Source organism: Mesorhizobium sp. WSM4898, assembly GCF_029625845.1.
Lineage (GTDB): Bacteria > Pseudomonadota > Alphaproteobacteria > Rhizobiales > Rhizobiaceae > Mesorhizobium.
Window position 1 is genome coordinate 165195 of record NZ_JARTVQ010000005.1, and the last position, 20491, is coordinate 185685.

General features: G+C 63.4%; 24 protein-coding genes. 17 read left to right on the plus strand and 7 right to left on the minus strand.

All coding sequences use genetic code 11. The annotated features are described in order from the left end of the window. Positions 1–167: 167 nt before the first annotated feature. Complete coding sequence (locus P9228_RS22435) at positions 168–608, plus strand: MucR family transcriptional regulator (protein ID WP_278055685.1); 441 nt, start codon at positions 168–170, stop codon at positions 606–608. A gap of 188 nt (positions 609–796) precedes the next feature. On the opposite strand, the gene P9228_RS22440 is transcribed toward P9228_RS22435, so the two are convergent. Then, positions 797–1114 (minus strand): hypothetical protein, encoded by a 318-nt coding sequence (locus tag P9228_RS22440; protein WP_278055686.1) that lies wholly within the window; start codon positions 1112–1114, stop codon positions 797–799. Positions 1115–1193: 79 nt separating this feature from the next. On the opposite strand from P9228_RS22440, the gene P9228_RS22445 reads away from it, so the two are divergent. Genes P9228_RS22445 through P9228_RS22455 form a run of 3 tightly spaced genes read left to right on the plus strand, consistent with a single transcriptional unit; the run spans position 1194 to position 1919 of the window. Further along, entirely contained in the window at positions 1194–1370 is a 177-nt protein-coding gene (locus tag P9228_RS22445; protein WP_278055687.1) for a hypothetical protein, read from the plus strand. 13 nt (positions 1371–1383) lie between these two features. Continuing rightward, positions 1384–1677, plus strand: a complete 294-nt coding sequence (locus tag P9228_RS22450; RefSeq protein ID WP_278055689.1) for a hypothetical protein — start codon at positions 1384–1386, stop codon at positions 1675–1677. Then, complete coding sequence (locus P9228_RS22455; RefSeq protein WP_278055691.1) at positions 1674–1919, plus strand: hypothetical protein; 246 nt, start codon at positions 1674–1676, stop codon at positions 1917–1919. The genes P9228_RS22450 and P9228_RS22455 overlap by 4 nt, the downstream gene beginning before the upstream one ends. Before the next feature lie 215 nt (positions 1920–2134). On the opposite strand, the gene P9228_RS22460 is transcribed toward P9228_RS22455, so the two are convergent. The 3 genes from P9228_RS22460 to P9228_RS22470 form a co-directional block, all read right to left on the minus strand. Further along, positions 2135–2326, minus strand: coding sequence for a hypothetical protein (locus tag P9228_RS22460; RefSeq protein ID WP_278055693.1), 192 nt, complete (start codon positions 2324–2326; stop codon positions 2135–2137). A 115-nt stretch (positions 2327–2441) separates the two neighbouring features. After that, positions 2442–2720: a hypothetical protein gene (locus P9228_RS22465; protein ID WP_278055694.1), complete on the minus strand. Its 279-nt coding sequence runs from the start codon at positions 2718–2720 to the stop codon at positions 2442–2444. Between the two features lie 26 nt (positions 2721–2746). After that, positions 2747–3586 (minus strand): ATP-dependent DNA ligase, encoded by an 840-nt coding sequence (locus tag P9228_RS22470; RefSeq protein ID WP_278055852.1) that lies wholly within the window; start codon positions 3584–3586, stop codon positions 2747–2749. 94 nt (positions 3587–3680) lie between these two features. Here P9228_RS22470 and P9228_RS22475 point away from each other — a divergent pair, with 94 nt between their 5' ends. The 3 genes from P9228_RS22475 to P9228_RS22485 all read left to right on the plus strand — a co-directional run bounded on the left by P9228_RS22475 (position 3681) and on the right by P9228_RS22485 (position 4919). Further along, entirely contained in the window at positions 3681–3866 is a 186-nt protein-coding gene (locus P9228_RS22475; protein ID WP_278055696.1) for a DUF3606 domain-containing protein, read from the plus strand. Beyond that, a complete protein-coding gene (locus P9228_RS22480; protein WP_278055698.1) occupies positions 3863–4045 on the plus strand; it encodes a hypothetical protein in 183 nt (60 codons plus the stop codon). Before P9228_RS22475 ends, P9228_RS22480 begins: the two co-directional genes overlap by 4 nt. Positions 4046–4175: 130 nt before the next feature. Continuing rightward, a complete protein-coding gene (locus P9228_RS22485; protein WP_278055700.1) occupies positions 4176–4919 on the plus strand; it encodes an excalibur calcium-binding domain-containing protein in 744 nt (247 codons plus the stop codon). A 19-nt stretch (positions 4920–4938) separates the two neighbouring features. On the opposite strand, the gene P9228_RS22490 is transcribed toward P9228_RS22485, so the two are convergent. Next, positions 4939–6132, minus strand: coding sequence for a DUF1173 domain-containing protein (locus P9228_RS22490; protein WP_278055853.1), 1194 nt, complete (start codon positions 6130–6132; stop codon positions 4939–4941). A gap of 178 nt (positions 6133–6310) precedes the next feature. On the opposite strand from P9228_RS22490, the gene P9228_RS22495 reads away from it, so the two are divergent. The 8 genes from P9228_RS22495 to P9228_RS22530 all read left to right on the plus strand — a co-directional run bounded on the left by P9228_RS22495 (position 6311) and on the right by P9228_RS22530 (position 16022). Continuing rightward, positions 6311–10807: a strawberry notch family protein gene (locus P9228_RS22495; RefSeq protein ID WP_278055702.1), complete on the plus strand. Its 4497-nt coding sequence runs from the start codon at positions 6311–6313 to the stop codon at positions 10805–10807. 11 nt (positions 10808–10818) lie between these two features. Further along, positions 10819–11862: a toprim domain-containing protein gene (locus P9228_RS22500; RefSeq protein WP_278055704.1), complete on the plus strand. Its 1044-nt coding sequence runs from the start codon at positions 10819–10821 to the stop codon at positions 11860–11862. Positions 11863–12108: 246 nt separating this feature from the next. Next, positions 12109–13050, plus strand: coding sequence for a DUF2493 domain-containing protein (locus P9228_RS22505; protein ID WP_278055706.1), 942 nt, complete (start codon positions 12109–12111; stop codon positions 13048–13050). Positions 13051–13113: 63 nt separating this feature from the next. Further along, complete coding sequence (locus P9228_RS22510; protein ID WP_278055708.1) at positions 13114–13374, plus strand: type II toxin-antitoxin system prevent-host-death family antitoxin; 261 nt, start codon at positions 13114–13116, stop codon at positions 13372–13374. Then, positions 13361–13783: a hypothetical protein gene (locus tag P9228_RS22515; RefSeq protein ID WP_278055855.1), complete on the plus strand. Its 423-nt coding sequence runs from the start codon at positions 13361–13363 to the stop codon at positions 13781–13783. The genes P9228_RS22510 and P9228_RS22515 overlap by 14 nt, the downstream gene beginning before the upstream one ends. Before the next feature lie 273 nt (positions 13784–14056). Continuing rightward, entirely contained in the window at positions 14057–14590 is a 534-nt protein-coding gene (locus P9228_RS22520; RefSeq protein ID WP_278055710.1) for a hypothetical protein, read from the plus strand. A 713-nt stretch (positions 14591–15303) separates the two neighbouring features. Further along, positions 15304–15627 (plus strand): DUF736 family protein, encoded by a 324-nt coding sequence (locus P9228_RS22525; protein ID WP_006205585.1) that lies wholly within the window; start codon positions 15304–15306, stop codon positions 15625–15627. A 56-nt stretch (positions 15628–15683) separates the two neighbouring features. After that, a complete protein-coding gene (locus tag P9228_RS22530) occupies positions 15684–16022 on the plus strand; it encodes a hypothetical protein (RefSeq protein ID WP_278055711.1) in 339 nt (112 codons plus the stop codon). Positions 16023–16139: 117 nt separating this feature from the next. Here the strand turns inward: P9228_RS22530 and P9228_RS22535 are convergent, their stop codons facing one another. Both P9228_RS22535 and P9228_RS22540 read right to left on the minus strand, forming a co-directional pair. Further along, on the minus strand, positions 16140–16547 hold the full coding sequence (locus P9228_RS22535) for a hypothetical protein (RefSeq protein ID WP_278055712.1): 408 nt from the start codon (positions 16545–16547) through the stop codon (positions 16140–16142). Continuing rightward, the gene (locus P9228_RS22540; RefSeq protein ID WP_347404008.1) at positions 16544–17269 is read right to left on the minus strand and encodes a ParA family protein; all 726 of its coding nucleotides are present in this window, start codon (positions 17267–17269) and stop codon (positions 16544–16546) included. Before P9228_RS22540 ends, P9228_RS22535 begins: the two co-directional genes overlap by 4 nt. Positions 17270–17721: 452 nt before the next feature. Here P9228_RS22540 and P9228_RS22545 point away from each other — a divergent pair, with 452 nt between their 5' ends. Both P9228_RS22545 and P9228_RS22550 read left to right on the plus strand, forming a co-directional pair. Beyond that, positions 17722–18129 carry a hypothetical protein gene (locus tag P9228_RS22545; RefSeq protein ID WP_278055714.1) on the plus strand — a complete coding sequence of 136 codons (408 nt, stop codon included), beginning with the start codon at positions 17722–17724 and terminating at the stop codon, positions 18127–18129. Then, positions 18126–20363 carry a relaxase/mobilization nuclease domain-containing protein gene (locus tag P9228_RS22550; RefSeq protein ID WP_278055715.1) on the plus strand — a complete coding sequence of 746 codons (2238 nt, stop codon included), beginning with the start codon at positions 18126–18128 and terminating at the stop codon, positions 20361–20363. Before P9228_RS22545 ends, P9228_RS22550 begins: the two co-directional genes overlap by 4 nt. Positions 20364–20491: the final 128 nt, after the last annotated feature.

Sequence of the window (20491 nt, forward strand, 5' to 3'; positions counted from 1 at the left end):
TTGTCTGGCGGCGAATGACGGCGCTCGATGCAGGATATGTCCTTTGTCGAACATGGAGGGTGCCGACACTCATCAGACATGTCGGGTTTTATCTCAGCAACCAGTGTAGTTGATTAGTTCGTCACCAAAAGCTACTACGGCGAGGAATTGCGACAAGGAGATTCATCTTGGCCGACGAGACGACCAACCTGATAGAGTTAACTGCTGATATCGTTTCTGCCTACGTCGGCAACAACCCCGTACCTGTCGCATCTCTCCCGGATCTCATCGAAAGCGTGAATTCGTCGCTCGCGAAAATCGGGCAGGCCGCCGAACCCGAGAAGCCGGCCCAGGCTCCCGCGGTGAACCCGAAGCGGTCGGTGTTCCCGGATTACATCGTCTGTCTTGAGGACGGGAAGAAGTTCAAGTCGCTGAAGCGCCATCTCAACGTGCACTACGGGCTGACGCCCGACGAGTACCGGGCGAAGTGGGGATTGAAGGCCGACTACCCGATGGTGGCGCCGAACTACGCGGCGCAGCGGTCGTCGCTGGCGAAGGCGAGCGGGCTTGGCCGGAAGGCTTCGGCGAAATCGTCCAAGAGCACGGGCAAAAAGCGTCCGACGCGATGACCACGGAGCCTTGCCCGTTTTGCACGGGCTCGGAGGTAAGGCCGTATGTGACGGCTGGGCCGCGTTGCGATCAGATGCGAAAACTGCGGCGCATCGGATCCGGTCTGCATCGACGAATTAAGCGCCGTTAGAAACTGGAATCGTCGACCCGCCCCACCTGACCAGGATTGGGACTAAGGATCCCGCCATCACTCATCGCGCCAAATCACGCGCTTCTCCCAGCGAATTTGCACTAAGCGGCGATAGCGGATCGTGTGGGCTTGCTCGCCGCTTGGGTGGAATAGCTGTGCGCTCATCCACTCCCGGCTCTTGCACTGTTGGCAGCGCACCTTGTCCCTCACCTCGTCGATCGTGACGTTGCCGATCACTTCCCGCAGCTCGGCCGGCTTATAATAGCGCGTGACGTTGCAGTGGGCGCAGCGGATGCCCGCCACCTGCCCAGCGTCATGGGCATGCGTCAGGGTCCAGGCGGCGCCTCGCGGCCACTTTTCCGGTTGCTCGGGCATGCATTCGAATTGAGAACATATTCCCATACGGTCAAGGGGTCTCTTGACTCTTTTGTTCCCATTTTGTTCACTATTGCTCATGAGCGACGAAATCAGACTGCCCAAGCCCGATTACGCCACGTCGGTCGGCGTGCAGCATCACGTTTGCGAGCACGACGGCTGCAGCAAGGATGCAGGTTGGGGTTTCGCCAAGCCGAAGCAGGCGTCGCACTGGTTCTGTTTCGAGCATCGCGGCGAAGGTGAGAAATTCCTCTAGGGGAGCATGGCCGATGTCCCGCCATCAATTCGTGCAGGAACTGGAAAGCACCGCAGACCATATTGCAGACACGTCGCGGCCCGATTTGCAGGTACTGCTGCGAAGGGCTGCGCTGCTGCTCAGGAACGTGGGCGGGCTCAGTCTTGACCCGAGAACAGACGACGCGCTGACCAGCCTCGCCGCTGAGATGGGAGTGGCGAAACCGGACCTGGTGGAGATGATCGTCGGCGAGTGGCTCGTTGCGAATGCTTATCTGCCCGTGCCGCATGTGCTGGACGATGAGAGCAGTGTGGGAGGCAACGCATGATCAGCGCGCCAAGGCATGAGGGCGAGTACGCCGATCGCGAGGTCGATTGTCAGGAAGCAATGGAGCCGGGTTTCCAGGTGATCGTCGACTGCATGTTAGCGGCCGGCTGGGCACGCGGCGAGATAATGCGCTCTGTGCGGCGGCTGATCGCGGCCGACAACATGACTCAGAAGGAAAACGCCAGGGTCGAGACTGAGCTTGCGCTTGCAAGGGCGATGATCCGGGCAGGCAAGGCGCTCTAGCCCTTACGCGATCACACCATGTCCTTTCGAGGTAGATTAGCCGATCTGCATATATGGCGGACCACGGTTCGCCAGGCCGGCGTCTATTCAGGCAATTCTCCCCAACGAGAGGGCGCCGGCCACTTGGGAACAACAGGCTGAGCAGCCCGGCAAGCTATGGAGGTGACACAGGATTTGCCGGTCGGGCAGCCCAGTATGGCTAGCGTTGCCTGGTGCTAGCCTACCCTTTCCAGTTCTGCCGATAGCTGGTCAGGGTCGATCAAGCCGCGCCTGAAAAGGCACATGATCTTGAGCGCAATGGCTTCGCGGTCCTGCTCGTTGACCACCCGATACTTTGCGCAGTAGTCGTTGAATACCTTCGCCAAGACAGCCAGATCGTCGGAATCCGCCACGCCGTATGGCAACATGGCCGCCGGCTGTTCCGGAACCGAAGTGTAATCGTCGCTCCCTAGCATCCGCGTGCCTCTACTCGTTAGGACGACGAGCGGAAAATACACCCAAAAAAAGTCAGCTTCGAGTCAATTAGCTCGGACTGAGGTCTGACTCAGATCGTTGTAGGAGAGCCTCCCCATATTTCTTCCACAGCTGCTCGCAATCTCTGGCCCTGAGGCTCGGCGTTCCTCGTTCGCCGTAGATAACCATCGCGGCTCGGACGTCGTAGCCCAAGATCGAAGCATTGGCGACAAACCGAATGGCTTCGCCCAAAGAGCAGCAGTCGATCGCAGCATCGGCTTTGGTGGTGGTGTCCAGCACACCGATGATCTGGGCGTCCCTATTCCTGGCGGCCAACGCGGCAGCCATAGCCTCTTCAGTCACATCTCTGCCCTCTACTGGCTCTCCTCCTCCCGAAAATCCTGCAGCGAAGCATGCCGGAGGTCTTCCTCGCCACGCAGGTGCTTCACACGTCCGATCAGCCCCGGCTTGACCCATTGTGTCGCCGGACGCTTCATACCTTTCGGCGCCGACCCGGCGTGCTCCTGCACACGCTGCCAAAGCCGTTCTCGCATCTCGCGATTTAGGGTGATGAAAGCCGATCCGACATACCGGCCTGTGTCGCGTTCGGCCATCAAAGCAAATGCCGGCTTGCCCGGTTCCCGCTCGACGCCAAGCAGTTCGTATTCGTCAATACTGTATGCCTTGGCCTTCAGCCAAGCGGTCGAGTTGCCACTGCGATAGACGCTGTTTTTACGCTTCGAAACGACGCCTTCTAGCCCGGCCTGCTCGACAAGGTGAAAGACGGCCGCGCCAGTGCCTGGCAGCGCCTCGCTGAACTGGATGCGACCGCCCATTGGGATCATCGCCTGCAGGACCTCGCGCCGATCGATCACCGGCATGTCGCGGAGATCGTGGCCATTCAAATGCAGGAGATCGAAGGCGACGAAATAGAGATCGTGTTGGCGCCGGGTGATGGCCTTGCGCAACTCGCCGAAGTCGGACAGGCCCTTGTCGTTGAGCACGATGATTTCGCCATCGATGATGGCGTTGTCGACGCCGAGCTCGCCGGCCGCTTTTACCAGGTCCCGGTACTTCGCCGTCCAGTCCAGCCCGCGGCGGGTGAAAATGCGTACGCCCTGACTGTCGATGACGATTTGGGATCGATAGCCGTCGAATTTGACTTCGTGAATCCACCCTTCACCCTCGGGCGGCTTCTCCACCAGGGTCGGCATCAATGGAGGAATGAACGACAGCCGGCTCCCGCCGGCAGGCTCCGGAACATTCCCGCCCCGTCGCTGTTCTCCCTCACCACCGGGAGGAACAGCTATGACAGACGACAAGACCAAGCGCGATTTTCGGGACCGCGACCGCGTGTCCGCCGACGAGGACTATGAGGTGCGCTACTTCGCCAAGCAGCACCGCATCACGCCCGATCAGGTTCGGGAACTGATTGGCGAGCACGGCAGCGACCGCAAGACTTTGGAGCGCGAGGCCAGGAAACTCCGGGGGTGACCAAGCTTTCCGATTTGGGGCCGCCGATCATCGGCCGCCGGCATGGGAAAGAGCATACCGACGAGCGCGACCATTTCCATAAATGCCCTGTGTGTGGCCAGGCAGTCGACTGGCGCGACCTTCGACAAGTCATTTGGCACGAGCAGTCAGGACACAAGCCCTTGGAAACGGATGCCTGACCTCCGGCACATTTGGGAGCATTCTCCCGCCGGGGAGATGGGGGTGGACAGGTCTCGGCACAATAATCGGGCTGACCAGTGGCGCAATCGCACCGGCGCCAGACGTTCGCGCGCTCTGCGGTGGGCGAGCGTGCCACGACGGCTGATCTTCGTGACGGTCGCCGCGGCCGGAACCTTGGTCGCGCAGACAGCCATGCAGCACAGCGACGGTCTACCCGAGCTCAACCTTTCGAACTGGATCGGACCGAAGCCGCAGCCGATCACCGGCGTCGCCTCCGTCATCGATGGTGACACGATCGAGATCCACGGCCAACGCATCCGCTTCAACGGCATCGACGCGCCGGAGAGCAAGCAGTATTGCGACGACGCCAAGGGCTTTGAATATCCGTGCGGCCGCCGATCGGCCGAAGCGCTGGACGGCTTCATGGCCGCCTCGAGGCCGGTGCAGTGCACGTTCGTGACCTGGGATCGCTATCACCGCTTCGTCGGCGACTGCCGGCGCGCCGACGGCGCCAGCGTTGCGGCGTGGATGGTCGAGCACGGTCAGGCGCTGGACTGGCCCCGTTACAGCCACGGGGTTTATGCGGTGCAGCAGACCAGGGCGCAAGCGGCTAAGGTCGGATTATGGGTCGGCAGTTTTCAAGCGCCGTGGGACTGGCGTGCATCGCACGGCGATGGCACTGCGCCGTCGAGCCAGCCGCTCGGCATCTTCAGCCGTAAGCTGGTAGCCCAGAGCGGCTATTCGTGCGAGCCGCGGCGGTATTGCTCACAGATCGGCTCGTGCGACGAGGCCCAATGGTATCTGCACAACTGCCCGTGGGGCCGGAAACTGGATCGGGACGGTGATGGCGTGGCATGCGAAACACTTTGCTGAGGAGCGCCAGCAACGACGCTCAAAGCGGTAGCGGGGGCATATCACCCTCGCCGACTCGCCACACCCAGGCGCCGATCTCAGGTCGCGCGGCGATCATTTCGTCGAGCGAGGCTGCGAAGCTCTCGTCCGCTCCGGCCGGGACGACAAACAGCGCGACCGGCTCGTTCCTGTTCTGGAGCAATGCGTTAGCGATCGGCTGGTCGGGTTGCAGGTCGTAGCGCAATCCCTTCACGCTCTTCTCGCGAAGACGGGCCAGCCCATCGACGAGCCTCTTCTCAGGGACCGTCTCATAAGGAATCCAGTTCTCGGACACCACCATCAACGCGATCTCCTCGACAATGGCGAGGCCGGCCCGGTTCAGTCCAAAAGTCGCGATCACTATCAGATGTGACGTCGAATCCGCCTCCCACAGTGACAGCTCCTTCTCGAAGCGTGCCTGCAAACGCCGATGCAACGCATCGTCGATGATGAAGGGAAAACCGGGTAAATGCCTGACGACAAGTTTTTGACCCGATCTTGCGGGCACGATCTCCTTGACCTCGCCGACCAGCACCAGCAACTTCCGTGGACCGGACTTCGGCGGTAGCCCCGCAGCGAGAACCGCGTTGCGGCGTTGCTCGATCGCTTCTTTGTTCTCGGCGCGAAATGGCTCGGGCACGAACAGGATGTCCGCCAGCGATCCGCCGCGCACCGTCATTTGACCGGCTGCCTCGACCAGATGCCAACGGACATTCCACCAATGGCGCTTGCCGGCCCATCGCGATGTCCAGATTGTCAGTTCGGCCTCGTGCCAGAGGTAGTGAAGGAGGCCACGCAGCGACATCCTCCTGGGATCTGCGGTTACGCCGGCGGAGTTTTCGCCAGCAGGTACGGAAGCTGCCCGGCTCCCCGTCTTCGACAGGCTGAAGTCCAGCTTCAGCGTCGCCATCCCGCTTTGCGGATCGAGCTGGATCGCGCTGCCCATCAAGGCGCCTAGCCCGGACAGATCATAAGGCTGTTCATGTGACTCGCAGGACGGATCGTGCTCGCTGCCGCTGAGCGGCATGCGCTTGATCAGATGCAGGGCACCGATCCGGGCGACATACATCGGACAGCCCGGTTCGCGGCACAAGCATAGCGGACGCTCCCTGCGGGCATAGGCGTTCGCCAGTGCGGCCTGCAGATCAGGCGCTCCCTCCTCGTAGACCGCACTTCCAATACGAAACCGTCGCATCACCTCCGCTAGCTCCAGGTCGCCGCCGCATCCCTGTGCGCGCATACAAGCCATGGCTTTGCGCCGAGCGCAACCCGGATCGGCGCCAGAGGGAGAGGGGAGCGGGAGGAGTGCGGCCCAGCCGGCGCGGAGAGAGTGTCGGCGCGGGGCGTGCTCACCTTTCGCGAAGGACATCTCCATGAACATCGTTTCGACCACATCGGCCGCCGCCCGGACGGCCGCTCCACTCGCCACGCCCGCACCGGCCGCCATCGACAACGGACAGGCGATCTACCAGGCGGCAATGCAGCTTCTGCCATTCCTCGAGCAAGGCAACGCGATCACTACCAGCGCGCTCCGCGTTGCCATGACGGGCAGCTTCGGCGGCAGCGATGCGGAAGGGTTCTGGGTCTGGAAGGACGCCTATGAAGCGCTTGAAGCTGCGCAGGTGCTGTTCCTGCGCAGCTTCGGACCGGCGATCCTGTCGCGATCAGCATCGCCGCGGGCGGCCCTGGCAATGATGAAGCGGATCGCCGAACTTCTTCCCACCCACACGCGACGGTCTGACGAGAGCCAGGCCATGCAGCAGTTGTCGACGCCGCTGCCGCTCGCCTTCGTCACGGCTCACGCCGCAGGGCTCACCTTTTCAGACCACGTACTCGAACCCTCGGCCGGCACCGGCCTGCTCGCCGTCCATGCCGAGGTCGCCCGGGCCTCGCTCGCCCTCAACGAGCTTGCCGCGACACGGGCCGGTCTGCTCGGTCTGCTGTTTCCGCGCGTGGCGGTCTCGCGGCATGACGCCGCCCATATCCACGATCATCTCGATGCGGCTATAGAGCCGTCAGTCGTGCTGATGAATCCACCCTTGAGCGTCGGCGCCTATGTCGAGGGCCATGTCGCCGATGCGGCATGGCGACACTTGTCTTCGGCCTTCGCGCGGATGCGCGCCGGCGGCCGTCTCGTCGCCATCACCGGGACCGGGCTCTCTCCGGAAAACCCCAAGTGGCGGCCGGCTTTCGAACGGCTGCAGCAGCAGGGCACAGTCGTCTTCACCGCGGCGATCGACGGCCGTGTCTACGCCCGCCATGGCACCACCGCCGAAACCCGACTGACGATCATCGACAAGGTGCCGGCCGCCGACCCGAGCGGCTTCGTCCGATCGCCGGGCAAGGCGGCTGACGTCGAAACGCTGCTCTCCTGGATCACCGATCTTCAGCCCCGTACACCGGGCGGCTTCCTGGACTCGATCGGCGCCCTGTCCAACGGCATCCTGCGCAATGCCGCCATGCGCATTGGCGCGCAAACCGCGGCAAGAGCCGCACCGATCGCCGCGGTCGGGACAGCCGCGCGGGTCATTCGACCAGCAGCCCGTCAGGTCGCCCGGGAAAAGCCCACCCGGCCCGGCCTAGCAAGCACGCCTGCCGCTCCGCTTGCCTATGAGCTGCGCGATTGGATGCCGGAGGAGGGCGGCCGGCTCACCGACGCGATCTACGAACCCTATGCGCTCCAGTCGATCGAGATTCCCCGCGCCAAGCCGCATCCGACACCGCTGGTCCAGTCGGCCGCCATGGCCGCGGTCGCGCCGCCGAAGCCGTCTTACCGGCCGCTTCTCCCTGACGCGACGATCGACGATGGCCTGCTGTCGGACGCCCAGCTCGAAAGCGTGATCTATGCCGGCGAGGCGCATAGCGGCCATCTCGCCGGCGCCTGGACGGTCGATGAGACCTTTGACGTCGTCTCAGCCGCGCCCGAAGGTGCAGAGGCCGCGGTCCGCTTCCGGCGTGGATGGTTTTTGGGCGACGGAACCGGTTGCGGCAAGGGGCGCCAGGTCGCCGGCATCATCCTCGACAACTGGCTGCAGGGCCGTCGCCGCGCGATCTGGATTTCCAAGTCGGACAAGCTGCTCGAAGATGCTCAGCGCGACTGGGCAGCGCTTGGCCAGGAAAAACTCCTCGTCCAGCCGCTCTCGCGCTATCGGCAGGGGACGTCAATTCGTCTTGCCGAAGGCATCCTGTTCACGACCTACGCGACCCTGCGCTCCCAGGAACGCGAGGGCAAGAAATCCCGCATCGCCCAGATCCTCGACTGGGTCGGCCAAGAGGCGGGGAGCGCCGAAGGCGCGACGGGGACCAGGAAAGCTTTCGATGGCGTCATCGTTTTTGACGAGGCCCACGCCATGGCCAATGCCGCCGGCGGCAAAAGCGAACGCGGCGACGTCTCACCCTCGCAGCAGGGCAAAGCAGGCCTGCGCCTGCAGCATGCGCTGCCCGACGCTCGCGTCGTCTATGTCTCGGCCACCGGTGCGACGGCCGTCGAGAATCTTGCCTATGCGCAACGGCTCGGCATTTGGGGCAGCGATGATTTTCCGTTCGCCAACCGCGCTGAGTTCGTCGCGGCGATCGAGGACGGCGGCGTCGCGGCCATGGAGGTGCTGGCACGCGATCTCAAATCCCTCGGCCTCTATACGGCGCGCTCGCTCTCCTATGACGGTGTCGAATACAATCTACTCGAGCACGCGCTGACCGAGGAACAGATCCGCATCTACAACGCCTATGCAGATGCGTTCCAGGTGATCCACAACAACCTGACCGCCGCGCTCGAGGCGGCCAACATCACCAGCGATTCCGGTACGCTGAACCGCAACGCCAAGGCCGCGGCGCGCTCGGCCTTCGAGAGCACCAAGCAGCGCTTCTTCAGCCACCTCATCACCTCGATGATGACGCCGACGCTGATCGGTGCGATCGGACAGGACCTTGCCGGTGGCCACTCGGCCGTGGTGCAGATCGTATCGACCGGCGAGGCGCTGATGGAGCGCCGGCTTGCAGAAATCCCAACCGAGGAATGGTCGGACCTCCACGTCGACGTCACGCCACGCGAATATGTCGGCGGGTATTTGATGCACTCTTTCCCGACCCAGTTGTTTGAGGAATATTCGGACGCCGAAGGGAATGTTTATTCGCGGCCGGTGCATGACGCGGACGGCAATCCCGTCCAATGCCGCGAAGCGGTTCGCCGACGCGACGACATGATCGAGAGGGTCGCGTTGTTGCCGCCGGTCGGCAGTGCGCTCGACCAGATCATCCACCATTTCGGCACCGAGGCCGTCGCCGAGGTGACCGGCCGCTCGCGGCGCATCGTCAAAAAGACCGGCGGCGATGGCATGGACCGGCTCGCCGTTGAGAACCGTCCGGGCTCGGCCAACCTCGCCGAGACCCAGAGTTTTATGGACGACGACAAGCGCGTGCTGATCTTTTCGGATGCCGGCGGCACCGGCCGTTCTTACCATGCCGATCTCGGCGCGAAGAACCAGAGGCTGCGCAAGCATTATTTGCTCGAGGCCGGCTGGCGCGCCGACAATGCCATCCAGGGGCTCGGCCGGACGCATCGCACAAATCAGAAGCAACCGCCGCTGTTCCGGCCGATGGCCGCTAATGTGAAGGCGGGAAAACGCTTTCTGTCGACCATCGCGCGACGGCTCGACACGCTCGGCGCGATCACACGCGGCCAGCGCCAGACCGGCGGGGCAGGGCTCTTCCGTGCAGAAGACAATCTCGAAAGCCCCTACGCGCGGGCCGCACTTCGCCAATTCTATATGCTGCTCCACCAGGGCAGGATCGAAGGTTGTTCTCTTTCTACATTCGAGACCGTCACCGGCCTTTCGCTGACCACCGACGAAGGCGGCCTGCGTGACGAGCTGCCGCCGATCACGACCTGGCTCAACCGGCTGCTGGCACTGCGCATCGAGACCCAGAATTTCTTGTTCGAAGTGTTCGAGCAGCTGATGGCGGGAAAAATAGAAGGCGCGATCGCCGCCGGCAATTACGACAAGGGGCTGGAGACGATCACGGCGGAGAGCATCATCGTCACCGACAGGCGCACAGTCTACACGCATCCGGTCTCGGGCGCGCAGTCGCATGTGCTGACCGTTGCTCGTAAGGACCGTGTCAGGCCGCTCGGGCTTATCGATGCGCTGGCCATTGCCCGGGCGGAGCCGCAAGGGGTCCTGCTCGTCAACACGCGGTCGAACCGCGCCGCAATCCAGCTTCCGACGGCGAGCCTTATGCTCGACGACGGCACCGTCGAGCATCGGATGCGTCTGCTTCGTCCGACCGACGAGCTGCGCTTCGGCCTGAACGCCCTTGCCGAAACCCATTGGCAGCCCACCGACCGAAAGCTGTTTTGCGAGTTCTGGCAGGCCGAAGTCGCCGCCGTCTCGGAGTTCACTACCAGCACCTTTCACATCGTGACGGGTCTGCTGTTGCCGATCTGGCGGCGCCTGCCGGACCATGATTGCCAGGTCTACCGCATCCAGACCGATGCCGGCGAGCGCATCATCGGCCGTCACATAGCGCCGACGCTGGTCGCGACCATGTTCCGAAATCTGGGCCTCGACGACGTGCCGAGGCTCGCGCCGGAAGATGCCTGGACCGGGCTTGTTGAAGGCCGAGTCGGACTGCAACTTGCCGACGGCCTGATCCTGCGCCGCAGCCGGGTCATGAACGACTACCGTGTCGAGTTGGTCGGCTTCAACGAAGCCATCGTCCCCCGGCTGAAGACGCTGGGGCTGATCTCCGAAATCATCTCCTGGAAGCTGAGGCTGTTCATTCCGACAGCCGCGCAAGGCTCGGTCATCCTCGCCTCGCTGCTCGACCGCCATGCGATCGTAGGGGTCACCGCTCGTACCGCAGCGGCTTGAAGGAGGCGGTCATGGCCGGCTCAGCTTCCGAGCTGGCACGCCGCCTTGGTGAACATGCCGAGGCGGTGTGCCGCGAGTATCTTTCCAATGGCCATCGCTCCGGCAATCACTGGATGGTCGGCGATGTCCGCAACACGCGCGGCCGCTCAATGCATGTGCGGCTGAAGGCCAACGCGAAGGGCCCGGCCGGTCGATGGGTCGACGAGGCGACGTCCGAATTTGGCGATCTGCTCGATGTCATCCGAGAAAGCTGCGGCCTCGTCGACTTCCGCAAAGTCGCGGACGAAGCACGTCGCTTCCTCGCCATGCCGCTGCCACCGCCGCAAAGCCATGGCGCCGAGCGTCAACCCGCCGCGGCCCGCGGCTCGCCCGATGCCGCGCGTCGCCTTTTCGCCATGTCGCGGCCGATCGCCGGCACGCTCGCGGAACGCTATCTCGTTGGCCGTGGCATTCTGCTCTCCGCCCATGAGCGCGCCCTGCGTTTCCATCCCGGCTGCTACTATCGAGATCTCACTACCGGCGAGACGCAGACGCTGCCTGCGCTGATCGCCGCTGTCACCAGCCTCGACGGGCGCATCACCGGCCTGCAGCGCACCTGGCTCGACCCGGCGGGCAACGGCAAGGCGCAGCTCGCCGATCCCCGCCGCTCGCTCGGGGATCTCCTGGGCAACGCCATTTGGCTTGGCCACCAGCCCGAGGAGCCTGTTCCCGTCATGGCCGCCGGCGAGGGGTTTGAGACGATGGCCTCGCTCAGGACGGTGATGCCGGCCTTGCCGGTGGCCGCCGCCACCTCCGCCAATCACCTCGCCGGCCTGACGTTCCCGCCAGGCTGCCGCCGCCTCTACATCGCGGCCGACGCGGACGCCGCCGGGCGCCAAGGCATCTACCGTCTCAGCCAGCGCGCCGGCGAGGCCGGGATTCTCGCTCTGGCGCTGCGGCCGCAGCTTGGCGATTTCAACGACGATCTGCGCCATCTCGGCCCGGCCCACCTCGCGGCATGGCTCAGCGGTCAGCTCGACCCCGAGGATGCGCGTCTGTTCCTGCCATCAAGATGAGCGGTACGGGTAGTTAGGCGTGGAGGGCAGCGTCACCGGAAGACCCGCCGGCCTGGCAGCTGTTCGCCGGAGAGGCCGCGCCCGCGGCCTGCCCGAGAGGCGACCCCTGCCACGTCCCCGTCACGGCCGCAACGGCTGCGCCGTCCTCCGCTCGCGCTTCGGCCTTCGGTGCGGCCGCGCCCGGGGCGCGGCCGGGATGCGCTGTCAGGCCGCGATGGGCGCGGCCACAGCCGACGGAGACACGCCATGACCTACGAACTTCCTTTCGACGCCGCCTACGAGCCCTACCACGCCTCCTCGCCGACCGACCGCGTCATCCTCGAACTGCAGATGTACGGCCACCGTCCGCATCAGGACGAGCCCGATCCTCGCCCGCTGCCGGACGGCGAGGTGATCCGGGGTGGCCTCGCCGGGATCGTCGAGATCTTCGCCGGCATGCTCGGCGACACCAGGCTCGAACCCGACCTCGACGATCTGCTCTGGTCCTTCGCAAATGTCTTCCACCGCGCGGCTGAGCGCGTCGCCCGCAGCCTCGACCGCAACGAGGAGGCGCAGCGCACCAGCCAGCAGGAGCAGGACGGCTCGGAAGTGAAGTCCGTCGAACTCGAACGGCTCACCGCCGAGGGCATCACCTACATCGAGCGCCGCAACGTGCTCGAAATCATGCGCGACGAGGCAGCCGACCTTTACGAGGCGCAAACCGGATCGGCATGGCGGCCGCGCACGGGTTCCAAGGTATCCCACCAGGCGATGACGGCGGCGGTGATCGACTCTAGAGACTTCCTCGCCGCGCGGCGCCACGCCGAAACCGAGGTACTGGTCCCTGCCGGCACCAAGATCGCCTTCGCCGGCGGCCTCGACTGCAACGAACAGGACCGGATCTGGGACGCGCTCGACAAGGCCCGTGAGAAGCATCCCGACATGGTGCTGCTCCATGGCGGCAGCCCGCGCGGCGCCGAGCGCATCGCCGCCTGCTGGGCCGAGAACCGCAAGGTCACGCAGATCGCCTTCAAACCGGACTGGAACCGACACGCCAAGGCGGCCCCGTTCCGCCGCAACGATCTGCTGCTGTCGGTGGTGCCCTACGGCCTGATCGTTTTTCCCGGCTCCGGCATCACCGAGAACCTTGCAGACAAGGCGCGTCGGCTCGGCATCCCGGTCTGGCGGTTCGCGGAGGGCGGCGCGTGAGCGCCGTTTTCTTGCAAATCCAGAAAATCTGGATATTATGGAGACCGATCAAGGAGTCCAGCCATGCGTCAGTTCACGACGGGGGATCTCAACAAGCAGGTTGGCGACGTCACCGACGTTGCCAGCCGCGAACCGGTTATTCTCACCAAGCACCGAAAGCCCCGGTTCGTTTTGATGAGTTACGAGCACTACGAACGGATGCGTGCCGGCGCCGACCCCCGCCGCGCATACCGCGTCTCCGAGATGCCGGATGAACACGCGGGACTCTTCGCCGCCGAGATCGACCGACTGGCGCGCGGGGAGGGATACGATGACGAGCGGTAGATTCCTGCCCGGTCAAGTAATCTCCTACCCGTATCTTTGGGCATGGCAACAAGAGCGCGGCGAAACGGAAGGCCGCAAGAGCCGGCCGACCTGCGTGGTCATCGCTGTCCGCGGCGCTAGCGACGGTCTGACCCATCTGGCGCTCCTGGCGATAACCACCCAACCACCGCCCGCCGATCGGGTCGCATTGGAGGTCTCCGCCATCGAATGTCGCCGCGCCGGTTTGACCGATCTCAAACGCTGCTGGATCGTGGTTGACGAATATAACTACGATATTGCCGAACGCTCCTGGTACATCGGACCCGACGGGAATACGCTCGGTCGGTTCAGCAAGGCATTCATGATGAAGATCGCGGCCGCCTTCATTGAAGCGCGCAGCGAGGGGCGCCGCGTCAGCCGTCTGGACTAACGTTCTCTTTTCGCGGCCATGTGCCCGATCTAGGACGTGAGCTCTGGCTGGCCGACAAAGGCCACTAGCACTCGCTCCAGGCGCGTAGCGCCTCTGGCAGCTGCAGCGTCCGGGCGCGCCGGCCTGCGGCCGGCCGGGCTCTCGTCGCGGCGTCCCGCCGCTTCCCGAGCCGGCTTTGCCGTCTCGGCCTTCGGTGACGATCCCTCGCGCAAGGCCAGGGGGAGAGGGCGGCCGGCGCGGAGCGGGGGCCGCGGGAGAGAAGGGAAAGTCACGATGTCGATGATATTCATAGGTGGATCACGCGAGATATTCGAGCTGCCGGAACCTGCCATCGCTCGCATCGGCGCAATCGTTGCTGCCGAACACGGCGTGCTGGTTGGCGACGCGTCGGGAGCCGATGCCGAGGCGCAGGGCCTGCTTGCGGGCTACAAGTACGAGCATGTCGGGGTCTTCCATGCCGGCAAGGAACCCCGCAACAATCTGGGCGACTGGTCCGCCTACCATGTTCCTTCTCCTGAAGGAGTTCACGAGCACTTGTTCCACGCCGCCAAGGACCGGGAGATGGCGCGGCGCGCCGACTTTGGCATGATGGTCTGGGACGGCGCATCACCCGGCACGGCCGTCAACATGCTTCGGCTCGCCATCGCGAACAAGCCGTGCGTCATTTACGATCTGGCCAGAGGGAGCATGGCGATCACGTACAATGTGGAAGACTGGTGCGCGATGCTCCGCCATGCTGGTCCGGATATTCGCCGCCAAGCCGAAGCCCGCATGACGCCGGAGGAGCGTCTAGCGTTGCCAGGATGATGGATGCGGTTCCTGCCGACAGCCTGGCGGGTTCAATCCGATACGTTGATCCGGCCCCGCGCGGCCCACTCCACTTTATGAACGGCCGGAGCCGGCCCCTTTCGAAACCGGTCCACGCGCAGAGCCGCGGGGCGTTGCGCGGATGATCATCTTGATCCGTCTCGCCTCTGAAGCGGGTGCAAGCGTGCCGAACAACATCCTGGCTTGCCGGGTCATCCAACCTGACTGCGCGGTATCGTCCCCCGAGGGGCGTAAAGGCCGCTGCCAGCCGGCCCCGATCTCGAAACCGCTATGCCGCCATACCGAACACGCAAGGCGGTCACGCGCTGGGCTAACTGTTCGATGTGTTGGCAATGCCGACGATATGACCCGAGAGGCTGCAGCATGTTCCTGCGATCCGGCAGCATTGCGTCGGCGGTCTAGCAATGGCGGCCTGAGTTCTTTTCCTTCGGTCGCATCCGGGGCCATTCCCGTTTCATGTCGCCTTTGTAGACGACCGCCTGCTTTGTGCGGTCAACCCCCGTTGGGGGTACACTCGGCGAATATTCAGGAAAATTCGATTTCTGTTTTTAACCGCGGGCAGGCGAAGGGCCTGCTCGCTATTTTTCGGCAAATAGAATTTTCCAGAATTTTCGCCGAGATGACCGCAGCAGGACGGCCCTCTCCTTTGGCGCCATCGGGAATGGTCCCGATGCAACCGAAGGAGAACTACCATGGCCACCACGATCGCAAACCTCACCACCAAGGCCGACGGCTCGATGGAAGGCGTCTTCGCCACGCTCCGGGTCAACGCCCCGATCACCCTGATCCCGAACACCAACAAGTCGCGCGAGGACGCGCCCGACTACCGGATCGTCAACAAGCGCACGGGCTTCGAGATCGGAGCCGGCTGGCACCGCATCTCCCAGCGTTCGGGCGAGGAATACCTCTCGGTCAAGCTGGAAGCCCCCGAGATCGGCGTCATCTTCGGCAATCTCGCTCCCGCCCCGGGTGGCGAGGAAAACAAGAAGGTCATCCTCTGGAACAACCCCCAGTGAGCATCGGTGGCCGGCCTCGCAAGGGGCCGGCTCCCCACCGGCAAAAGGAGGTTGCAATGAGCCGCTACACCATCACTGTCACTGGCACCGTCACCGGACAGAGCCGCTCGGATCCAGACGCTGTCATCGGCTACGATCCACCGCTTCGGACCTACTTCCTGCAAGCATTCCTGCACGAAGAAACCGACGAGCCCGGTCTTTGGTTCGGCACCCACGATCGCGCCTTCGATACGCTTGAGGATCTTCGCCGCGCAGCCATCTCACACGGCTACGACTTCACGCCGTCGCCCAAACTGGCCGCAAAGCTGGTCGACGACAAAGCGGTAGCCAGCCGGCGTCCGGCGCGGGACACAATTCTCGGCCAGGTGCTGAAACACCTCAATCAACCCAAGTAGGCAAAACGTCTCAGAGCCCGCGACGGAGTGTTCCGTCGCGGGCCCTTTTTTTGTGGGTCGCAAAAGAGCCACGAACATCACCGGCTACAGCAAGAGACAGCGACTCCAAACCGCCGATTATTCCTTCGGCAGTTTGTGCTTATGAATGCGGATATAGTCCTGCACGGCCTTGCGCAGCAGTTCGGTCATGCTGTGCCCATTGCTGATCGCCAGCAGCTTGAACTGCCGCTGCTCCACGGCCGTCAAATAGTAGCCGCAGCGGATCATCTCCTCCTCGCGAATCTTCTTTCCGGCGATGGGATCCTTTTTCTGGCCCTGCCGCAGCAGCTTGCGGAAATCGGGCCCGACTGCCGGGGACGGCTTTGTCGTTTTCTGGATCTGTGGCGCAGCCTGCTCCCTGGTCCCTGATGTCTCGGCCTTCGGCGGGATGAACATGCTCGGCAGCGCGGGCGGTTGCGTGGAGATCGCCTTCATCATACGGGCTTTCTTGTCGTCACCGGGTTTCGGCGTGGTTTCTTCACTCATGCCGCGTTCCTTGTGGCTTCGATGAAGGTTTGCAGAAGGTCGTCGAAGACCCCTTCGCTCTCGGCAATCGCCTTCGCGTCAGGCACCTCGGGGCTGTAAAGGGTCTGCCCGGTCTGAAGGTCGCGGTAGGCAACGCGATTGTGCAGGACGTGTTCTGCAATGGGCGTGCCGTTGGCCTGGATGATGGCGCGCAGTTCGGTCAGGGCTCGCGCCCTGCCATCGATGATTGTCTGCTTCGTCAGCACGAATATCGCTGGCAGCGGTCTACCCCGGCTCTCGACCGCCAGCGGGATGTAGTGGTCGGTGATCTGGATGGCGGCGGTCACATCGTCGAGGGCAAAATAGACCGGCACGACGACAATGTCGGCAGCGAAGAGCCCGGCCATGAGGTTGTCATTTGTCGTGCCTTCCGTATCGATCAAGACGACAGAGCGTTCCCCGTTGTGGATGGCTGCTGCGTCGAGGATTTCCTGCGGCGTCATCGCGCTCACCATCTGCAGCTTGTCAGGACGATTGCCAGCTTCGCCCAGCATCTGGAACCAGCGGTTCATGTTCTGCCGCCGGTCGCCGTCGATAAGAGTGACCGAATACCCCCGATGCAGCGCGACGGATGCAAGGGTGCGCAGCATCGTCGATTTGCCAGTGCCGCCCTTTGGGATCGCAGCGGAGATGATCATAGGAGGCTTCCTTCCGGCGTTGTCTCCTTGTTCCCATGTTAACATGGGAACAAGTCATCATGGACATATGGACCAATGTCACGGTCGAAACATGGTGACATTGTCGACGGGGAATACTGGTTTGGCAACCCACGCGCGCATCGATAAGGGCTCGCCTAAAGGTGCAGTTTCTGCGCAGCTGCTGTTTTCAGCGAAGAAGGCGTCCAGCCGGGCTAATCCGACTGCGGATTTTCGACTACGCTTTCGGGCTGCGCATCAGGGCACTTGTTTCCTTGTTAACATGGAAACAAGTCTTCAACGCATCATAGGCACATCGCATCAATACACGATGGGAACATTTCGTCGCCCGCGCCTCTCACCAACTGCGCTGGTGAGAAAACGCGCCCCGTAATTTCATGCCTCTTGCGTTCTCTTGGCAGGATAGCCTATTTTGTGACACACACAAAATAGGCGGCGCGGCCCTGGCGGACCTTAGCGCCCGCAAGCGGGCTTGAGAGATGGATGCAGACGTCCAGAAAGCGGCGGTCAAGAGCGCGTCACGACGCTACGGCGAGGTGACGCACATCCGGTTTTCGGCTGCCGAGCTGGCCCGCCTCAAAGCCATTGCGGGGCGGGAGGGCGTCACCGTCAGTGAGGTCGTCCGGCGTCTGGTGCGGGCAGAGGTCGGGCATCTGCCTATCGCGTCAGAGGCGTTGCGGCCGGCGATCGTGGACATGACCGATCAGCTGCGGCGTGTCGGCCTCAATTTCAATCAGGCCGTGCGCGCCATGAACGACGGCCGTGTCGCCCATGATGAGGATCTTGAGCAGGCGCTGATCGCGGTGGGCGAGCTCGTGAGGCAGTTTCGCGAGGAACTGAAAACGATGACCGTCGAGTCTCGCAAGGCGAGGGAGGCCAGGCCATGAGCGGTCGTCTTGCTGGCTACGCGGCCGAAATCGAACGCTATCTTCTAGGCGAGTCCGCCGTGAAGCGCGAGGACCTGGACGACGACAAGCCCGGGACGAGCGCCCGACGCGAGGCTGGTGAATTCCAGGCGATGAAGAGTCGTGAGCGGGCCGGTGGCGCTGGCCGCCTCGGGCAAGGACAAGCCGGCTCGACGGTAGGTGGGCGCAGGAGCGCCCCTCGTTCTTCGCCGGGATTAACAGGAGTGGCGGGGAGCTCCGTCTCCAGCGCTGCACCGAAGTCCACTGCTGCTGCGAGCTCGCCCAAGGCCGCTAGCGCGCCGATCATGATCTATGGCGCCACGCTCGCCGGTTTCCGGCCGGAAGAGGAGGAGGAAGACTGGAAGCGGCGCGGCGGCGGCGGCGGCCGTGGCGCTGGCCGCTCTGGCGGTACAGGACGAGCGGCGCGGGCGGGCTATCAGGCGCTCGCCGTGGCGGCACGGGCAGGCTATGCGGCGGGCGCGCAGCCCGCTGTGTTTAAGGTCATGCCCAATCCTCCGTCTACCAAGGAAGCCGCCGCGCGGCTGCTCAATTACATCGGGAAGCGCGAGGACGAAAAAGGCGAGAAACACGACATTGAGATTTTCGATGAGGATGGGCAGGTTCTCGCGACAGGTGCCGCACGAAAGGCGTTCCTGGAAACGTTTTGCGAGACGTTCGAACCGCCGCTGGAAAATACCAATTTTCTGGAGGTTCGTTTCGAGCTCGCCAGCGAGGTTGCCGATGGCGCCCTGAGCGAGGCGCTGAACAAGGCCTTCGGTGCAAAACCGTTCATCTATGCGCATGATGGACAGACGGTGCAGGTTTATGCACACACCGATGAGCGGGCAGGACCTATTGCGAGGGTGCTTGCCGGTGGTCGGGATAATTCGCGCAGCAAGGCCCTCGACAAGATCGAGGCGCGTTTGTCTGAAGCCATGGGCGCGGCGGGGGTGGCAGCCAAGGCAGCGGTGACGGCGGCGGTCAGCCGTGAAGCCAAGGCGAAATATTTCCTGCAGAAGTTTATCCGTACCCACAGCCATGTCCGCTATGCAAATGGCGAACCCGTGCCTGGGGTGAAGAATTCCACGACGGCGGCGGCTTCGGTCTATGAACAATGGCGCCCGCAGTTTTCGGGGCGCGAGCGCCGCAATGCCTATCACCTGCTTTTCTCGGCAAGAGCCGGTACCGATGCCAACGCCGTCATGGCCGCGGCGCGCGCCGTACTCGAGGAGCGCGCGCCAGGATACAAGTTCGTCCTGGCGCATCACAAGGACACCAAGCACGTCCATATCCACGCGATGGTGCAGGCACGATCAGCCGACGGCGAACGCCTGAAATTCTACAAGCCGGATCTCGCATCCTGGCGCGAGACCTTTGCGGAAAAAGCGCGCGAGAACGGCATTGCGATGGTGGCGACGCGGCGGATGGATCATGCGATGACGCGGCCGTTCACGAAGGAGCATGCTGGAGCCTATAGCCGCGCACAGAGCGATCCGCGTTACCAGGTGAGCGCCAGGACGATCGAGCGAGTGGAGGCCAAGCGGCAACGCCGTTTGGACGGGCAATCCCTTGTCGTAAACGGCGATGCAATCGTTGCCGCATGGCAAAAGACTGTGACGACGATGCGGACCGCGGGGATAGTCGGTCAGGCTCTCATGGCAGCGGAGTCGATCGGCAGCAGTTTTCTGCGATTGCGTCGCGATCGAACAGTGGAGGGGCAGACAGGTCCTATGGGTCGCGGAGCTGATCAATCGGGGCAGAAGTCTTTCCTGTCCCATCCCGGTATGAGAGAATTGAATGCACTGATAGGAGATTTGAACATGGCGCAAACCCCCTTGGAAATGCGGCGTCAGATGGCCCGTGTCAATCAGGCTCTGGACAACATGCGCCAGACGCTGCCGCCGGCGCATCAGCAACAGTTCGAACAGTATCGTGAAGAGGTGAACGACAAGATGCACGACCGTCTCGCGCGGCTGCAATTCGAGCGGCAGCAGCAGCGTCGTGGTGGTGCCGGCGAGCCGATCCCCGAGCGTGAGGCGCGAGGGCGCGACCTTCCAACGCGGGCCGATCCCCGCGAGCCGGAGGAGCCGCGCACAGGCACCGACCAGGAGAAGGTGAGAGCCAAGCGAAAAGACGCCAACAAACAGAAGGCGCGGCAGCCGGAAGACCAGGACCGTAAGACCCAGCGCTCGAATGATAACGATTACGAGCGTTGAGTAAGGGCCGACCCAGCGTCCTCCCGCGGAGGTAGGTCTGCGACGCATTCGCCATACAATGATCAGGAATGACAGCAATGCGCCGCATGTCGGGCGTTGAGGCGCGCTCTCTCGATGCATGTAAACGA

Excerpts from the sequence above, each read along its gene's own strand:
- P9228_RS22515 (WP_278055855.1), top strand. The coding sequence starts at position 13,361 with ATGACGAGCGGTAGATTCCTGCCCGGTCAAGTAATCTCCTACCCGTAT.
- P9228_RS22540 (WP_347404008.1), bottom strand. The coding sequence starts at position 17,269 with ATGTTAACATGGGAACAAGGAGACAACGCCGGAAGGAAGCCTCCTATG.
- P9228_RS22520 (WP_278055710.1), top strand. The coding sequence starts at position 14,057 with ATGTCGATGATATTCATAGGTGGATCACGCGAGATATTCGAGCTGCCG.
- P9228_RS22550 (WP_278055715.1), top strand. The coding sequence starts at position 18,126 with ATGAGCGGTCGTCTTGCTGGCTACGCGGCCGAAATCGAACGCTATCTT.
- P9228_RS22505 (WP_278055706.1), top strand. The coding sequence starts at position 12,109 with ATGACCTACGAACTTCCTTTCGACGCCGCCTACGAGCCCTACCACGCC.
- P9228_RS22450 (WP_278055689.1), top strand. The coding sequence starts at position 1,384 with ATGTCCCGCCATCAATTCGTGCAGGAACTGGAAAGCACCGCAGACCAT.
- P9228_RS22510 (WP_278055708.1), top strand. The coding sequence starts at position 13,114 with ATGCGTCAGTTCACGACGGGGGATCTCAACAAGCAGGTTGGCGACGTC.
- P9228_RS22440 (WP_278055686.1), bottom strand. The coding sequence starts at position 1,114 with ATGCCCGAGCAACCGGAAAAGTGGCCGCGAGGCGCCGCCTGGACCCTG.
- P9228_RS22490 (WP_278055853.1), bottom strand. The coding sequence starts at position 6,132 with ATGCGACGGTTTCGTATTGGAAGTGCGGTCTACGAGGAGGGAGCGCCT.
- P9228_RS22535 (WP_278055712.1), bottom strand. The coding sequence starts at position 16,547 with ATGAGTGAAGAAACCACGCCGAAACCCGGTGACGACAAGAAAGCCCGT.
- P9228_RS22500 (WP_278055704.1), top strand. The coding sequence starts at position 10,819 with ATGGCCGGCTCAGCTTCCGAGCTGGCACGCCGCCTTGGTGAACATGCC.
- P9228_RS22460 (WP_278055693.1), bottom strand. The coding sequence starts at position 2,326 with ATGTTGCCATACGGCGTGGCGGATTCCGACGATCTGGCTGTCTTGGCG.
- P9228_RS22445 (WP_278055687.1), top strand. The coding sequence starts at position 1,194 with ATGAGCGACGAAATCAGACTGCCCAAGCCCGATTACGCCACGTCGGTC.
- P9228_RS22455 (WP_278055691.1), top strand. The coding sequence starts at position 1,674 with ATGATCAGCGCGCCAAGGCATGAGGGCGAGTACGCCGATCGCGAGGTC.
- P9228_RS22530 (WP_278055711.1), top strand. The coding sequence starts at position 15,684 with ATGAGCCGCTACACCATCACTGTCACTGGCACCGTCACCGGACAGAGC.
- P9228_RS22495 (WP_278055702.1), top strand. The coding sequence starts at position 6,311 with ATGAACATCGTTTCGACCACATCGGCCGCCGCCCGGACGGCCGCTCCA.
- P9228_RS22475 (WP_278055696.1), top strand. The coding sequence starts at position 3,681 with ATGACAGACGACAAGACCAAGCGCGATTTTCGGGACCGCGACCGCGTG.
- P9228_RS22465 (WP_278055694.1), bottom strand. The coding sequence starts at position 2,720 with ATGGCTGCCGCGTTGGCCGCCAGGAATAGGGACGCCCAGATCATCGGT.
- P9228_RS22545 (WP_278055714.1), top strand. The coding sequence starts at position 17,722 with ATGGATGCAGACGTCCAGAAAGCGGCGGTCAAGAGCGCGTCACGACGC.
- P9228_RS22470 (WP_278055852.1), bottom strand. The coding sequence starts at position 3,586 with ATGCCGACCCTGGTGGAGAAGCCGCCCGAGGGTGAAGGGTGGATTCAC.
- P9228_RS22525 (WP_006205585.1), top strand. The coding sequence starts at position 15,304 with ATGGCCACCACGATCGCAAACCTCACCACCAAGGCCGACGGCTCGATG.